Genomic DNA, 16,046 nt, shown 5'->3' with positions numbered 1-16,046 from the left:
ACATGATGAAACTCACGCTGCGCAAATGGCTCGCGGCGGCGGCGCTGTCTGCCTGCCTGCCGCTCGTGCCACATACCGCGGTCGCGGTGACGGCTCCCGCTGCCAGCCTGCCCGACTTCGCCGATCTGGTCGAAAAGGTCGGGCCGGCCGTCGTGAACATCCGGACCACCGCCAACGTGCCGACGAGCAGCGGCCCGCGCGGGATGCTCCCGCCGGGCTTCGACAACGGCGACATGTCGGAATTCTTCCGGCGCTTCTTCGGCATTCCGCTGCCGCAGGCGCCTGGCAACGGTGGCGGCAATGGCGGCGGTAACCCGAAGAACGCGCCGGCGCCGGACAATCCCCCCGACACCGAACAGAATCGCGGCGTCGGCTCGGGTTTCATCGTGTCGGCCGACGGTTACGTGATGACCAATGCGCACGTCGTCGACGATGCGGACACCATCTACGTGACGCTGACCGACAAGCGCGAATTCAAGGCGAAGCTGATCGGCGTCGACGATCGCACGGACGTCGCGGTCGTCAAGATCCAGGCGTCGAACCTGCCGGTCGTCGCGATCGGCGATTCGAACAAGGTGCGTGTCGGCGAGTGGGTCGTCGCGATCGGTTCGCCGTTCGGCCTCGACAACACGGTGACGGCCGGCATCGTCAGCTCGAAGAGCCGCAACACGGGCGACTACCTGCCGTTCATCCAGACCGACGTCGCCGTGAACCCCGGCAACTCGGGCGGCCCGCTGATCAACATGCAGGGCGAAGTGATCGGCATCAACTCGCAGATCTACAGCCGTACCGGCGGCTTCATGGGCATCTCGTTCGCGATTCCGATCGACGAGGCGATGCGCGTGGCCGACCAGCTGAAGGCGACGGGCAAGGTCACGCGCGGCCGGATCGCGGTGGCGATCGGCGAAGTGACGAAGGACGTGGCCGATTCGATCGGGCTGCCGAAGGCGGAGGGCGCGCTCGTCAGCAGCGTCGAGCCGGGCGGGCCGGCCGACAAGGCGGGCATCCAGCCGGGCGACATTATCCTGAAGTTCAATGGCCGTTCGGTCGACACGGCGTCGGATCTGCCGCGCATGGTCGGCGACACGAAGCCGGGCACGAAGGCGACGGTCAGCGTGTGGCGCAAGGGTCAGGCACGCGATCTGCCGATCACGATCGCGGAAACGCCGGCCGAATCGACGGCGAAGGCCGAGCAGCGCAAGAACGCGCCGCAGAAGCCGCGCCAGGCCAACTCGCTCGGTCTGACGGTCAGCGACCTGACGGCGGAGCAGATGAAGACGCTGAAGCTGAAGAACGGCGTGCAGATCGATGGTGTCGACGGCCCGGCCGCCCGTGCGGGCCTGCAGCGCGGCGACATCGTGCTGCGTGTCGGCGACACCGACATCACGAACGCGAAGCAGTTCGCCGAAGTGACCGCGCAGCTCGATCCGCAGAAGGCGGTCGCGGTACTCGTGCGGCGCGGCGACAACACGCAGTTCGTGCCCGTGCGGCCGCGCCAGAAATAACGCGCCGATGTTCACGCTCTACGGCCGCGGCTGGTGCCACCTGTGCGACGACATGCGCGACGCACTGGCGCCGGTGGCGGCCGAATTCGGCGTTGCGGTCGATTACATCGACATCGATACCGATGCGGCACTCGTCGCCCGCTACGACGAGGACGTGCCCGTGCTGTTGCTGGACGGTGCGGAAGTGTGCCGCCACCGGTTCGACGCCGCGAAGGTGCACGACGCGCTCGCGGCCCGGCGCTGAAGCCGGGCTGCTGCCTTGCGGCGGCGCCTGGTACCGGGCTATGCCCGGCGGGTGGCCCCGGCAGGGTGCCGCGCGGGCCGGCGTTGGAAATACCGCCCGGCGAAGGCCTTTTCGGCTAAAATAAGCCGTTTTTTCACCGACTTACACAAGGCGTGCTCAGCGGTCGTCGAGCGCGCCTTTTTCGCTTGATCGGCACTGAATGGATCATATTCGCAATTTCTCGATCATCGCGCACATCGACCATGGCAAGTCGACGCTCGCGGATCGCATCATCCAGGTATGCGGCGGCCTCGCCGACCGTGAAATGGAAGCGCAGGTGCTCGACTCGATGGATATCGAGCGCGAGCGCGGCATCACGATCAAGGCGCAGACAGCCGCGCTGTCCTATCGCGCGCGCGACGGCAAGGTCTACAACCTGAACCTGATCGACACGCCGGGGCACGTCGACTTCTCGTACGAAGTCAGCCGTTCGCTGTCCGCGTGCGAAGGCGCGCTGCTGGTCGTCGATGCGAGCCAGGGCGTCGAGGCGCAGACGGTCGCGAACTGCTATACGGCGATCGAGCTCGGCGTCGAGGTCGTTCCCGTGCTGAACAAGATCGACCTGCCGGCCGCGAACCCCGAGAACGCGATCGAGGAGATCGAGGACGTGATCGGCATCGACGCGACCGACGCGACGCGCTGTAGCGCGAAGACGGGGCTCGGCGTCGAGGACGTCCTCGAAGCGCTGATCGCGAAGGTGCCGCCGCCGAAGGGCGATCCGGCCGCGCCGCTGCAGGCGCTGATCATCGACTCGTGGTTCGACAACTACGTCGGTGTCGTGATGCTGGTGCGCATCGTCAACGGCACGCTGCGTCCGAAGGACAAGATCAAGATGATGGCGACCGGCGCGCAGTATCCGGTCGAGCACGTCGGCGTGTTCACGCCGAAATCGCGCAATCTCGAATCGCTGTCGGCCGGGCAGGTCGGCTTCATCATCGCCGGCATCAAGGAACTGACGGCCGCGAAGGTCGGCGATACCGTCACGCATGCGACCAAGGCTGCCGCCGAGCCGCTGCCGGGCTTCAAGGAAGTGAAGCCGCAGGTGTTCGCGGGGCTGTATCCGGTTGAAGCGAACCAGTACGACGCGCTGCGCGAATCGCTCGAGAAGCTGAAGCTGAACGACGCGTCGCTGCAGTACGAGCCGGAAGTGTCGCAGGCGCTCGGTTTCGGTTTCCGCTGCGGCTTCCTCGGGCTGCTGCACATGGAAATCGTGCAGGAGCGGCTCGAGCGCGAGTTCGACATGGATCTCATCACGACCGCACCGACGGTCGTCTACGAGGTCGTGCAGAGCGACGGCTCGACGATCATGGTCGAGAACCCGGCGAAGATGCCGGAGCCCGGCCGCATTGCCGAGGTGCGCGAGCCGATCGTCACCGTGAACCTGTACATGCCGCAGGACTACGTGGGCTCGGTGATCACGCTGTGCGAGCAGAAGCGCGGCTCGCAGATCAACATGCAGTATCACGGCCGCCAGGTGCAGCTTACGTATGAGATCCCGATGGCCGAGATCGTGCTCGACTTCTTCGATCGCCTGAAGTCGGTGTCGCGCGGCTACGCGTCGATGGACTACGAGTTCAAGGAATACCGTTCGTCGGACGTCGTGAAGGTCGACATGCTGATCAACGGCGACAAGGTCGATGCGCTGTCGATCATCGTGCACCGCTCGCAGTCGCAATACCGCGGCCGCGAAGTGGCCGCGAAGATGCGCGAGATCATCCCGCGCCAGATGTACGACGTGGCGATCCAGGCCGCGATCGGCGCGCACATCGTCGCGCGCGAGAACATCAAGGCGCTGCGCAAGAACGTGCTTGCGAAGTGCTACGGCGGCGACATCACGCGAAAGAAGAAACTGCTCGAAAAGCAGAAGGAAGGCAAGAAACGGATGAAGCAGGTGGGTTCGGTCGAGATCCCGCAGGAAGCGTTCCTTGCGATCTTGCGCGTCGAAGACAAATAACAGGACTGTTCCTTTTATGAATTTTGCGCTGATTCTTTTTGTGCTCGTCATCTTGACGGGCGTAGCGTGGGTGCTGGACAAACTGGTGTTCCTGCCGCAGCGACGCAAGGCGGCCGACTCGGCGATCGAGGAGTTCGATCGCCAGCAGTCGCGCATCGACAAGCGTTTCGCGGATGAAAACGCGGTGCAGACGCGTTCGAAGCTGCGCGACGAAAAGCTGCGCCAGCCGTGGTGGCTCGAGTACACCGCGAGCTTCTTCCCGGTGATCCTGGCGGTGTTCGTCGTGCGTTCGTTCGTCGTCGAACCGTTCAAGATTCCGTCGGGCTCGATGGTGCCGACGCTGCTCGTCGGCGACTTCATCCTCGTCAACAAGTTCGAATACGGGCTGCGCCTGCCGGTGACGAACACGAAGATCACGCAGGGCAGCCCGCTGTCGCGCGGCGACGTCGTCGTGTTCCGCTATCCGAAGGACGAGTCGGTCGACTACATCAAGCGCGTGATCGGCCTGCCGGGCGATACCGTCGCATACCAGGACAAGCAGCTCACGATCAACGGCCAGCCGGTGCCCGAAACGCCGCTGCCCGATTTCTTCGACGACGAGCGCCAGAATTACGCGAAGCAGTTCGAGGAAACGATCGGCAACAAGAAGAACGCGATCCTCAACAACCCGGCCGTGCCGCCGTTCGTGATGGGCGCATACGACTATCCGTTTCGCGACAACTGCACGTACAACAGCCGCGGCGTGATCTGCAAGGTGCCGCCCGGTCACTACTTCATGATGGGCGACAACCGCGACAACAGTGCGGACAGCCGCTACTGGGGTTTCGTGCCGGACCAGAACATCGTCGGCCGCGCGTTCTTCATCTGGATGAACTTCAGCGACCTCAAGCGCATCGGTTCCTTCAACTGATCGCATCCGGGTCACTCGCAATACGCGACGCACGGGCCGCGTCGCGTATTGCCGAACTACTTTAAGAACCGGCGGTAACACCGCCTCGTCACGCCTTTTCGCGTCCGGCCGTGCCGTTTCGGCCCGACCGGCGCCCGCGTTATACTCCTGCACATGCCCTTATCCCAGTTGGAAAGCCGGCTGCGCTACGAATTTCGCAATGCGGAATTGTTGCGCCAGGCTTTGACCCATCGCAGTCACAGTGCCACGCACAACGAACGGCTCGAGTTTCTCGGCGATTCCGTTCTGAATTGCGCGGTGGCTGCCCTTTTGTTCCAGCGTTTCAGCAAGCTGGACGAAGGCGACCTGTCGCGCGTACGCGCCAACCTCGTCAAACAGCAGTCGCTGTACGAAATTGCTCAGGCCCTGAATATCTCGGACGGGCTGCGGCTTGGCGAGGGGGAGTTGCGCAGCGGCGGGTTCCGCCGCCCGTCGATCCTCGCGGACGCGTTCGAAGCCATCATCGGGGCCGTGTTCCTCGATGGCGGCTTCGAAGCCGCCCAAGGGGTCATCAAGCGCCTCTATATCCCGATTCTCGACCACATCGATCCGCGCACGCTCGGCAAGGACGCGAAGACGCTGCTGCAGGAATACCTGCAGGGGCACAAGATCGCGCTGCCGACTTACACGGTGGTCGCCACGCATGGTGCGGCGCACAATCAGCAATTCGAAGTCGAATGCACGGTGCCGAAGCTCGACGTGAAGGTGTCGGGCTCCGGTGCGAGCCGGCGCGCGGCCGAGCAGGCCGCCGCGAAGAAGGCGCTCGACGAGGTGATGGCGGCCGCGCCGATGCTGGCCGCCAAGCCGAAGCGCTCGAAAAACGCGCGCGGGTCGAAGCATGTCGAACCCGAAATCGTGCCGGGCGTGAAGGGTGTGCAGGAAGCGCTCGACCTGCGCTCGCCGGAGCGCAAGGAACGCGCGGCGGCGCGCGAGGCGAGGGCGGCCGGTGCGGCTCCCGCGGCAACCGCGGCAACCGCGGCGACCGGTAATGAGCCGGCCGCGGCGCCGATGGCCGCGATTCGCGCGGCGCATGTCGACGCAGCCGCCGAGAAGGGTGAACGGGCGGCGAAGCCGGCGGTCGACAAGGCTGCCGAAAAGCCGGCAGAGAAGCCGGCCGAGCGACCCGACAAGGCCGCGGAGAAACCCGCCGAAGCCGTGCCCGCCGCACGCGGAGCCGACAAGCCGGCTGCCCAGGCCGCCGATCCGGCCCCCGCGTCCGCCGACAAGACTTCCGCCGGTACCGACTCCGCTTCGCGCACGGCTGCGCGCACGCGCGATACGGCGGCACCGGATTCCGAGACGCCGCCGGGCGGCGTGAGCCTCGCTGCCGCGCAGGCGCGCGTGGCCGATGCCGACCACTGAATTGCCCATCGATCGTGCCGCGCGCCGCGCGGCCGTTTCCGAACCTGTCTCCCAAACGATATGAACACTCCCGCTCCTACCGGTTTCCGTTGCGGCATGATCGCGATCGTGGGCCGCCCGAACGTCGGCAAGTCGACGTTGATGAACGCACTCGTCGGCCAGAAGATCAGCATCACGTCGCGCAAGGCGCAGACGACCCGCCACCGCATCACCGGCATCAATACGTTCGACGACGCGCAATTCGTGTTCGTCGACACGCCGGGTTTCCAGACCCGCCACAGCACCGCGCTGAACCGTTCGCTGAACCGCGCGGTCACGTCGACGCTCACGTCGGTCGACGTGATCCTGTTCGTGATCGAGGCCGGCCGCTTCGGCCCCGACGACCAGAAGGTGCTCGACCTGATCCCGCCGGGCATGCCGACACTGCTGATCGCGAACAAGATCGACCGCGTGACCGACAAGGCGTCGCTGTTCCCGTTCATGCAGCAGATGAGCACGCTGCGCGAATTCACCGAGCTCGTGCCGCTGTCGGCGCAGCGTCCGGAAGACATCAAGCGCCTGCTGGACACGATCAAGCTGTACCTGCCGGAAGGCGAGCCGATCTATGGCGAGGACGAGCTGACCGACCGCAGCTCGCGTTTCCTCGCCGCCGAAATCCTGCGCGAGAAGGTGTTCCGCTGGACCGGCGACGAACTGCCGTACACGAGCACCGTGCTGATCGACAAGTTCGAGGAGGAAGGGCGCCTGAAGCGCATCTTCGCGACGATCCTCGTCGAGCGCGATTCGCACAAGGCGATGGTGATCGGCAAGAAGGGCGAGAAGCTCAAGCAGATCAGCACCGAGGCGCGGATGGACATGGAGAAGCTGTTCGACGGCCCCGTGTACCTCGAGACCTTCGTGAAGGTGAAGAGCGGCTGGGCCGACAACGAGGCGGGGCTGCGTGCCTATGGGTACGAATGACGCACTGACGTCGACCGAAGACGCGGTGACGGCCGGCGCGAACGACGCGCCGCTGCCGGCACCGCCCGAACCGCCGCGCAAGGCGCGGCGCGCGACGTCTCGCACGTCCGATTTCCGCGTCGCCGAGCAGCCGGCGTTCGTGCTGCACAGTTACCCGTATCGTGAAACGAGCCTGATCGTCGACGTGCTGACGCGCGATCACGGCCGGCTCGCGCTCGTTGCGAAGGGCGCGAAGCGCCCGCACTCCGCGCTGCGCGGTGTACTGCAGACTTTCCAGCCGCTGCTGCTGTCGTGGTCGGGCAAATCCGAGGTGCGCACGCTGACGGGCGCCGAGTGGGTCGGCGGGATGCTGCCGCTCGGCGGCGACGGGCTGCTGTGCGGCTTCTACGCGAACGAGCTGCTCGTGAAATTCTGCGCGCGCGAGGATCCCCAGCCGCCGCTCTTCAACCACTACGTGCTGACCCTCACGCGCCTCGCCCACGGCGAGCCCGCGGTGCAGGTACTGCGCTCGTTCGAGCGCGTGCTGTTGCGCGAGACCGGCTACGCGATGGCGCTGAACCGCACGGTCGCGCGCCGCGCGGTCGAGCCTGACCGCCGCTACGTGTTCGATCCCGAGCGGGGCGTGCGCAACGCGGACGACGAAGTTCCGTCGCACTGGCCGGTCATTTCCGGGCAGACGTTGCTCGACATGGAGCAGGACGATTACCATCGAGCCCAGACGGTTGCGCAAAGCAAGACGCTGATGCGCTTCCTGCTGAACACCTATCTCGGCGGTACGCCGCTTGCCACGCGTCAGATCCTGATCGACCTGCAAAACCTATGAGCTTCTTCCTGACAACGCCCACCGCCATCGACCTCGGCGTGAACATCGACCACGTCGCGACGCTGCGCAATGCGCGCGGCACGACCTATCCCGATCCGATCCGCGCGGCGCTCGCCGCCGAGGAAGCCGGCGCCGACGCGATCACGCTGCATCTGCGCGAGGATCGCCGCCACATCGTCGATGCGGATGTGCGCAAGCTGCGCCCGCTGCTGAAGACGCGCATGAATCTCGAATGCGCGGTGACGGCCGAGATGCTCGATATCGCCTGCGAAGTGCGCCCGCACGACGCGTGCCTCGTGCCCGAGAAGCGCGAGGAACTGACGACCGAAGGCGGTCTCGATGTCGCCGGCCGCTTCGAGGCCGTGCGTTCGGCGTGCAAGCAGCTTGCCGACGTGGGCGTGCGCGTGTCGCTGTTCATCGACCCGGACGAGACGCAGATCCGTGCCGCGCACGAAGCAGGCGCGCCGGTGATCGAGCTGCATACGGGCCGTTATGCCGAAGCGCACGACGAAGCCGGGCAGCAGCGCGAATACGAGCGCATCGTCGCGGGCGTACAGGCCGGTGCGCAGCTCGGCCTGAAGGTCAATGCCGGTCACGGGCTGCACTACACGAACGTGCAGCAGATCGCCGCGATCGACGGCATCGTCGAGCTGAACATCGGCCATGCGATCGTCGCCCACGCGATTTTCGCGGGCTGGGACAACGCGGTGCGCGAAATGAAGGCGATCATGGTCGCCGCACGCGTTGCCGCGCTGCATGGCGGCGCGCGGTGAAGATGAAAGGCCGCTGCGCATCGCACGTCATGCGTGACCCGGCCCAGCCGGGCCACACCGGCGCGTACTGACATGGCGATCTACGGCATCGGTACCGACATCGCACAGGTGAGCCGCGTCGCGGCCGTGCTCGAACGCACGGGCGGCCGGTTTGCCGAGAAGGTGCTGGGCCCCGACGAACTGCGCGTGTTCCATGCGCGCCGCGCCCGCTCCGAGGCGCGCGGCATCGCGTTCCTCGCGACGCGCTTTTCCGCGAAGGAAGCGTTCTCGAAGGCGATCGGGCTCGGCATGCACTGGCCGATGACGTGGCGTGCGCTGCAGACCCTCAACCACCCGAGCGGTGAGCCGTACGTGGTCGCGTCGGGCGAGCTGGCCGACTGGCTTGCCGCCCGCGGCATCACGGCGCGCGTGACGGTCAGCGACGAGCGCGACTACGCGGTGTCGTTCGTGATCGCCGAGACGGACGCCGCGCCTGCCCCTGTTTCCCGAACCTCCTCCTGACGGAATTCCCGATTCGATGAAAACGACTCCCGGCCCGGTCATGCTCGACGTCGTCGGCACGGCCCTGTCGCGCGACGATGCGCGGCGCCTCGCGCATCCGAATACCGGCGGCGTGATCCTGTTCGCGCGGCACTTCCAGAACCGTGCGCAACTGACCGCGCTGACCGACTCGATCCGCGCGGTGCGCGAAGACATCCTGATCGCCGTCGATCACGAAGGCGGGCGCGTGCAGCGTTTCCGCACCGACGGCTTCACCGTGCTGCCCGCGATGCGGCGCCTCGGCGAGCTGTGGGATCGCGACGTGCTGCTCGCGACGAAGGTCGCGACGGCCGTCGGCTATATCCTGGCCGCGGAATTGCGCGCATGCGGGATCGACATGAGTTTCACCCCCGTGCTCGACCTCGATTACGGGCACTCGAAAGTGATCGGCGATCGCGCGTTCCATCGCGATGCGCGCGTCGTCACGCTGCTCGCGAAGAGCCTGAACCATGGGCTGTCGCTCGCCGGGATGGCGAACTGCGGCAAGCATTTCCCGGGGCACGGTTTCGCGGAGGCCGACTCGCACGTCGCGCTGCCGACCGACGACCGCACGCTCGATGCAATCCTCAAGCAGGACGTCGCGCCTTACGACTGGCTCGGCTTGTCGCTGTCCGCGGTGATTCCCGCGCACGTGATCTACACGCAAGTCGACAAGCGGCCGGCCGGTTTCTCGCGCGTGTGGCTGCAGGACATCCTGCGCGGGCGGCTCGGCTTCACCGGCGCAATCTTCAGCGACGACCTGTCGATGGAAGCGGCGCGCGAAGGCGGTACGCTCACGCAGGCGGCCGACGCCGCGCTCGCTGCCGGCTGCGACATGGTGCTCGTCTGCAACCAGCCGGACGCGGCCGAGGTCGTGCTGAACGGGTTGAAGGCGCGGGCAACGGACGAGTCGGTGCGACGCCTCAAGCGGATGCGCGCGCGCGGCAAGGCACCGAAGTGGGACAAGCTGATCGCGCAGCCCGAATACCTGCAGGCGCAGGCGCTGTTGAGCAGCGCACTGGCATGAGCGGGGAGGGGATGGCGCGACGTGTGCCATTCCCCGGTCGCCGAAACAAAAAGCCGCGCAACTGCGCGGCTTTTTCATGGGTTACTGCAAGTGCGAAACGGGTAGCGTCACGAGTCAAGCGGGCCGGGACGGTGATGCTCTTGGCGCAACTAACGGTCTGACTCCGCCAGTGCCTGCAAGCATCGACGCCCGCTCAGTTCACCTTCATCCGCTGCAGCTTGTTGTACAGCGTCTTCGGGCTGATGCCGAGCAGCGTGGCCGCGCGGTGGCGCGTACCGCCGACCGCATCGAGCGTCGCGCGGATCAGCAGATCCTCGACGTCGGACAGCGGCGTGCCGACCTTGATCTGCACGCTGCTGCCGTTCAGCGCGGCGCCGGCCGAGAAACTCGGCTCGCCCGCGCGCAGCGTCTCGATGAAATCGCCCGATGCGTCGTACGCGAAGCGCACGCGTTCCTGCAGTTCGCGCACGTTGCCCGGCCATTCGTAGGACAGGCATTCGCGCACGAAGCCCGGTGCCGCGCGCTTGTCGGTCGTGCTGCGGCCGGTTGCGCGCGCTTCGCGGTTCAGCTCGTCGATCAGCGCGTCGCCGATCGCGAGTGCATCGCCGTCGCGCTCGCGCAGCGGCGGCATCGTGATCGACGCCGCGTCGAGGCGCAACCACAGATCCTCGCGCAGCGTACCGTTCGCGACCGCTTCGCGCGCCGGGCGGCGCGTGGTCGCGATCAGCCGGAAATCGCTCGTGATCGAACTCGTGCCGCCGATCCGCATGAAATTCTGCGAATCGAGTGCATGCAGCAGCGCTTCCTGCAGCACGAGCGGCAGCGCGGTGATTTCGTCGAGGAACAGCGTGCCGCCGCCGGCCTGCTCGAACAGGCCCGATTCGCGGCGCTCGGCGCCGTCGAACGCGCCGCGCTCATGGCCGAACAGTACGCTGTCGAGCGATGCGCCGTGCCGGCCGGCCTGCGCGATCGTCCTGCAGTCGAACGACACGAACGGCCCCTTGCGGCGCCGGCTCAGGTCGTGCAGCGTGCGCGCGGCCAGCTTCTTGCCGGTACCGGCTTCGCCGGAGAACAGGACGGCCGTTTCGGTGCGCGCGTTGTGCTCGATCATGTCGTACACGTGCTGCATCGCGTCGCTGCGGCCGACCAGCGCGCCGAAGCGGCCGAGATGGCGCAGCGATGCGCGCAACGACTGCACTTCGTCGATCAGTTCGTACGGGCGGGGGATCCGCGCGAGCAGGCTGCGCAGGCGCGGAATGTTGATCGGCTTCAGCAGGTAGTCCCAGATACCGTGACGCAGGCCCTCGATGGCGCTCTCGACCGTCGCATTGCCCGTCAGCACGATGACGGGCAGCGAGCCGTTCGGCTGTTGCTGCGGCAGGTGCTGGAGCAGGTCGAACCCGCTGCCGTCCGGCAGGTTCAGGTCGACGAGCACGACATCGGGAATCGAGCGGCCGAGCGCCGTGCGCGCTTCGGCGAGCGACGTGGCCGTGTCGACCGAGAAGCCGTCCGCGGCGAGCAGCGCGGTGAGACCGGACAGACTGTTGGGATCGTCTTCGACAATCAGGGCGTGTGGCATGGTGGACGCGAGTCGAGTCAAGAGAGGCGGGCTGTCGGTCATCTGGGCCGCAGCCGCATGTCAGATTAAAAACTGATTTTATGCCCCGCTGAACGCGTAACGAGCATTATTTCTCCGGCGCTATAAAACAGTTACCGATGATACAAATTGAATATCTTTACCGGTGGATTTTGTGCTTTACATGAGCCTTGCCCGCGCTCGCTTGTTGGCGCAAGACAAACAAAAAGCGCCCCGAAGGGCGCTTTGTTCGATGCGGGCATCGCTGGCGATTACGCGCGGCTGCGGTATTCGTTCGTGCGCGTATCGATTTCGATCTTGTCGCCGGTGTTGCAGAACAGCGGCACTTGCAGTTCGAAGCCCGTTGCGAGCTTGGCGTTCTTCAGCACCTTGCCCGACGACGTGTCGCCCTTGACTGCCGGTTCCGTGTAGGTGATCTCGCGAACGAGGACCGTCGGCAGTTCGACCGAGATCGCCTTCTCGTTGTAGAACACGACTTCGCAAGCCATGCCGTCTTCGAGGTAGTTCAGCGCTTCGCCCATCATTTCGGCTTCGACTTCGAACTGGTTGTAGTCGGCGTCCATGAACACGTACATCGGGTCGGCGAAGTACGAATACGTCACTTCCTTGCGGTCGAGCACGACGACGTCGAACTTGTCGTCAGCCTTGTAGACCGCTTCCTGGCCTGCATTCGTCAGCAGGTTCTTCATCTTCATCTTGACGACGGCGGAGTTACGGCCCGACTTGTTGTATTCAGCCTTGGCGATGACCCATGCGTCGCTGCCGATCTGCACGACGTTGCCTACGCGGAGTTCCTGTGCGGTTTTCATAAAAAACTGTCCTGATCAAATCAAATAAATAGGTGCCTGAGCGTTGCACAACGGGTGAGGCGCCAAGCAGACGCGTTCCGGTGGGCGCCAAAAGCAAGCGCTTGCGTGGTCGGCCGTCGGATAACCGCTTATTTTAACTGAGATTTTGCGTATTCCGCCAGCTTTCCCGTGAGATCGCCGACGGCCGCGAGCGCATCGGCCCAGCGGGCCGCGTTGGCGTCCAGTGCGGCGCGGTGCTGCCAGAAATCCGCCCAGTCGGGCGTGCCGGCGCCGTTCCAGGCATGCCAGAACCGCTCGAGCGCCGCGCGCGGCGCGTCGGCGAGGCCGGCCGACAGGTGCGCGAGCGCGGCGTCGAGCTTCGGCAGGTGCACGTCGTCGGCCTGCGGATAGATGTGCCACACGAACGGCTTGCGTGCCCACTGCGCGCGGACGAACGAATCCTCGCCGCGCACGAAATTGATGTCGGCCGCCCACAGCAATGGATCGTAGTCAGCCTGGGGGACGAACGCGAGCCCGTGAGCCGTCAGGTTGCCGCTGTGCGCATGCGTGCCCGCGTCGAACGACTCGACCCCGAAAAAACGCGCGACGGCAGGCGACACGCGGCCGGCCGGCACGAGCGCGACGACCGGCGACGGGCCGTCGCGCCACTGCGCGAGCAGCGCGTCGACGGCGGGATTCTCGTACGCGAACAGGCTGACGACCGTCGTGCCGGCGGCCGGCGGCGCGCCGCCGGTCGCGCGCCGCCACCATGCGTCGCGCGCCGCCGCGTCGGCTTCGAAGGCCGTGCGGCGCGAATCGAGGTCGTGCTCCTTCAGGACGCCGCCGGTGCCGGCCGACAGGCCGGGGAAGAAGAACGTCTTCAGCAGCGAGTAGCGCGGATGCGGCGACGGGCGCAGATGGAAGTCGGCGACCCAGTCCTCGGCGCTCAGGTATTCGAGGTTGATCCACACGGGGCGGCGCGCGCGACGCGCCATCGCCGCGAGATACGCGCCGGGCAACTCGCACGCGAACGCTTCGATCACGACATCGGCGATCTCCAGCGCGTCGCCGACTTCCGCATGCCAGTGCTCGACCACGATCGTGTCGACCGTCTGCCGACCCGCGTCGGGATCGACGCCAGGCAGCAGGCGCGAGAACGTGCGCAGGTCGTCGATGAACAGGCGAACCTGCCAGCCGTGCTCGTGCGCGAGCTGGCGCGCAAGGCGCCAGCAGACGCCGATGTCGCCGAAATTGTCGATCACGGTGCAGAAGAGGTCGCAGGCGATCGGTTCGCCCGGCGCGGCGGGCAGGGGGGAAGCGGTGGTGCGTGGCATCGAAGCGGGCCGGTGAATGCTCTAAACTGGCGATTCTAATAGACCCGTTCCGCGTTACAAGGCGCCCGGATCACGCATGACATCCCCTGAAGCTCCCGATACCCCGTTCGAACCGAAGAAGATCCTTGCGCAGTTGCCGCACATGCCGGGCGTCTATCGCTATTACGACACGACGGGCGCCGTGCTCTATGTCGGCAAGGCACGCGACCTGAAGAAGCGCGTATCGAGCTATTTCACGAAGACGCAGCTGTCGCCGCGCATCGCGATGATGGTCACACGCATCGCGCGCATCGAGACGACCGTCACGCGTTCGGAGGCCGAAGCGCTGCTGCTCGAGAACAACCTGATCAAGGCGCTCGCGCCGCGCTACAACATCCTGTTTCGCGACGACAAGTCGTATCCGTACCTGAAGCTCACCGCACACCGCTTTCCGCGCATGGCCTATTACCGCGGCTCGGTCGACAAGCAGAACCAGTATTTCGGGCCGTTCCCGAGCGCCTGGGCCGTGCGCGAGAGCATCCAGATCCTGCAGCGCGTGTTCCAGTTGCGTACCTGCGAGGATTCGGTCTTCAACAACCGCACGCGGCCGTGCCTGCTGCATCAGATCGGGCGCTGCACGGCGCCGTGCGTCGGCGCGATCTCCGACGAGGATTACGCGATCGACGTGTCGAACGCCGCGCGTTTCCTGCTCGGCCGGCAGTCCGAAGTGATGAAGGAGCTCGAGCAGAAGATGCACGCGTTCGCGTCCGAGCTGAAATTCGAGCAGGCGGCGGCCGTGCGCAACCAGATGAGCTCGCTCGCGACGGTGCTGCACCAGCAGGCGATCGAGGTCGGCAGCGACAGCGACGTCGACATCCTGGCGGTGGTCGCGCAGGGCGGGCGCGTGTGCGTGAACCTTGCGATGGTGCGCGGCGGCCGGCATCTCGGCGACAAGGCGTATTTCCCGACGCACGTCGAAAGCGCGCTGACGCTCGCCGAAGGCGGTCTCGGCGACGAGTCCGAACTGGCGGAGGCGGCCACCGCGCCTGCCGATGCACCGGCCGACGCATTACCCGACCTGCCCGCCGAAGAATCCGGCCGCGCGCGCGGCGACGCGGCGGCGTCGGTCGAGGCCGAGGTGCTCGACGCGTTCATCGCTCAGCACTATCTCGGCAATCGCGTGCCGCCCGTGCTGGTCGTGAGCCATGCGCCCGCGAGCCGCGACCTGCTCGAATTGCTGTCCGAGCAGGCCGGCCACAAGGTGTCGCTGGTGCGGCAGCCGCAGGGGCAGCGGCGCGCGTGGCTGTCGATGGCCGAACAGAATGCGCAGATCGCGCTCATGCGGCTGCTGTCCGAGCAGGGCTCGCAGCAGGCGCGCACGCGCGCGCTCGCGGAAACGCTCAGCTACGAATGCGACGATCTCGCGACGCTGCGGATCGAATGCTTCGACATCAGCCATACGATGGGCGAGGCGACGCAGGCGTCGTGCGTCGTCTACCACCATCACAAGATGCAGTCGGGCGAGTACCGCCGCTACAACATCACCGGGATCACGCCGGGCGACGACTACGCGGCGATGCGGCAGGTGCTCACGCGCCGCTACGAGAAGATGGTCGAGCAGGCGGCCCAGGCGGCGGCTGTCGACGAAGCGGCCGGCATCGACGGCGAGTCGACGCGCCAGGCCGAGGCGTCGAGCCTGCTGCCGAACATCGTGCTGATCGACGGCGGCAAGGGTCAGGTCGAAATCGCGCGCCAGGTGTTCACCGAGCTCGGCCTCGATACGTCGATGCTGGTCGGCGTCGCGAAGGGCGAGGGGCGCAAGGTCGGCCTCGAGACGCTCGTGTTCGCGGACGGCCGCACGCCGCTCGAACTCGGCAAGGAGAGCGCCGCGCTGATGCTCGTCGCACAGATTCGCGACGAGGCGCATCGCTTCGCGATCACCGGCATGCGCGCGAAGCGGGCGAAGGCGCGCCAGACGTCGCGGCTCGAGGAACTCGAAGGCGTGGGCGCGAAGCGCCGGCAGCGGCTGCTCGCGCGGTTCGGCGGGTTGCGCGGCGTGGTGGCCGCGAGCGTCGAGGAACTCGCGAGCGTCGAGGGCATCTCGCACGCGCTCGCCGAGCAGATCTACAAGCAGCTTCACTGACGCGGCCGTGCGGCCGGCTGCCTCGCCAGCGTTCTTGTGGCAGGCCGGTC

General features: G+C 66.3%; 14 protein-coding genes. 11 read left to right on the top strand and 3 right to left on the bottom strand.

From position 1 onward, the window contains the following. Nucleotides 1–2 precede the first annotated feature (2 nt). The 10 genes from VK92_RS28490 to nagZ all read left to right on the top strand — a co-directional run bounded on the left by VK92_RS28490 (nucleotide 3) and on the right by nagZ (nucleotide 10,155). Nucleotides 3–1,505, top strand: coding sequence for a DegQ family serine endoprotease (locus tag VK92_RS28490; protein WP_021159693.1), 1,503 nt, complete (start codon nucleotides 3–5; stop codon nucleotides 1,503–1,505). A 7-nt stretch (nucleotides 1,506–1,512) separates the two neighbouring features. After that, a complete protein-coding gene (locus VK92_RS28485) occupies nucleotides 1,513–1,749 on the top strand; it encodes a glutaredoxin family protein (protein ID WP_027788006.1) in 237 nt (78 codons plus the stop codon). A 199-nt stretch (nucleotides 1,750–1,948) separates the two neighbouring features. After that, entirely contained in the window at nucleotides 1,949–3,742 is a 1,794-nt protein-coding gene (lepA, locus tag VK92_RS28480; RefSeq protein WP_021159691.1) for a translation elongation factor 4, read from the top strand. 16 nt (nucleotides 3,743–3,758) lie between these two features. Next, complete coding sequence (gene lepB / locus VK92_RS28475; protein WP_027788005.1) at nucleotides 3,759–4,652, top strand: signal peptidase I; 894 nt, start codon at nucleotides 3,759–3,761, stop codon at nucleotides 4,650–4,652. Nucleotides 4,653–4,805: 153 nt separating this feature from the next. Beyond that, nucleotides 4,806–6,053, top strand: a complete 1,248-nt coding sequence (gene rnc / locus VK92_RS42080; protein WP_048022974.1) for a ribonuclease III — start codon at nucleotides 4,806–4,808, stop codon at nucleotides 6,051–6,053. A gap of 60 nt (nucleotides 6,054–6,113) precedes the next feature. Beyond that, a complete protein-coding gene (era, locus tag VK92_RS42075) occupies nucleotides 6,114–7,013 on the top strand; it encodes a GTPase Era (protein ID WP_048022976.1) in 900 nt (299 codons plus the stop codon). Further along, nucleotides 7,000–7,836, top strand: coding sequence for a DNA repair protein RecO (recO, locus tag VK92_RS28460; RefSeq protein WP_021159687.1), 837 nt, complete (start codon nucleotides 7,000–7,002; stop codon nucleotides 7,834–7,836). Before era ends, recO begins: the two co-directional genes overlap by 14 nt. Next, nucleotides 7,833–8,609: a pyridoxine 5'-phosphate synthase gene (gene pdxJ, locus VK92_RS28455; RefSeq protein ID WP_048022978.1), complete on the top strand. Its 777-nt coding sequence runs from the start codon at nucleotides 7,833–7,835 to the stop codon at nucleotides 8,607–8,609. The genes recO and pdxJ overlap by 4 nt, the downstream gene beginning before the upstream one ends. A 72-nt stretch (nucleotides 8,610–8,681) precedes the next feature. Continuing rightward, the gene (acpS, locus tag VK92_RS28450; protein ID WP_021159685.1) at nucleotides 8,682–9,110 is read left to right on the top strand and encodes a holo-ACP synthase; all 429 of its coding nucleotides are present in this window, start codon (nucleotides 8,682–8,684) and stop codon (nucleotides 9,108–9,110) included. Nucleotides 9,111–9,126: 16 nt separating this feature from the next. Beyond that, nucleotides 9,127–10,155 carry a beta-N-acetylhexosaminidase gene (gene nagZ / locus VK92_RS28445; protein WP_021159684.1) on the top strand — a complete coding sequence of 343 codons (1,029 nt, stop codon included), beginning with the start codon at nucleotides 9,127–9,129 and terminating at the stop codon, nucleotides 10,153–10,155. Between the two features lie 193 nt (nucleotides 10,156–10,348). Here nagZ and VK92_RS28440 read toward each other — a convergent pair whose 3' ends face one another. The 3 genes from VK92_RS28440 to earP form a co-directional block, all read right to left on the bottom strand. After that, nucleotides 10,349–11,734 carry a sigma-54-dependent transcriptional regulator gene (locus VK92_RS28440; protein ID WP_027788001.1) on the bottom strand — a complete coding sequence of 462 codons (1,386 nt, stop codon included), beginning with the start codon at nucleotides 11,732–11,734 and terminating at the stop codon, nucleotides 10,349–10,351. Nucleotides 11,735–12,003: 269 nt separating this feature from the next. Further along, nucleotides 12,004–12,561 carry an elongation factor P gene (efp, locus tag VK92_RS28435; RefSeq protein ID WP_011351421.1) on the bottom strand — a complete coding sequence of 186 codons (558 nt, stop codon included), beginning with the start codon at nucleotides 12,559–12,561 and terminating at the stop codon, nucleotides 12,004–12,006. 128 nt (nucleotides 12,562–12,689) lie between these two features. Next, nucleotides 12,690–13,874, bottom strand: coding sequence for an elongation factor P maturation arginine rhamnosyltransferase EarP (earP, locus tag VK92_RS28430; protein ID WP_048022979.1), 1,185 nt, complete (start codon nucleotides 13,872–13,874; stop codon nucleotides 12,690–12,692). A 76-nt stretch (nucleotides 13,875–13,950) separates the two neighbouring features. On the opposite strand from earP, the gene uvrC reads away from it, so the two are divergent. Then, the gene (gene uvrC / locus VK92_RS28425; RefSeq protein ID WP_021163084.1) at nucleotides 13,951–15,996 is read left to right on the top strand and encodes an excinuclease ABC subunit UvrC; all 2,046 of its coding nucleotides are present in this window, start codon (nucleotides 13,951–13,953) and stop codon (nucleotides 15,994–15,996) included. Nucleotides 15,997–16,046 lie beyond the last annotated feature (50 nt).

The sequence above is a fragment of the Burkholderia sp. LK4 genome (assembly GCF_001043615.1).
In the GTDB taxonomy this organism is placed as follows: domain Bacteria; phylum Pseudomonadota; class Gammaproteobacteria; order Burkholderiales; family Burkholderiaceae; genus Burkholderia; species Burkholderia cepacia.
Note: the sequence above shows the minus strand (reverse complement) of the source record. Positions and strands in the feature narration are given on the sequence as shown.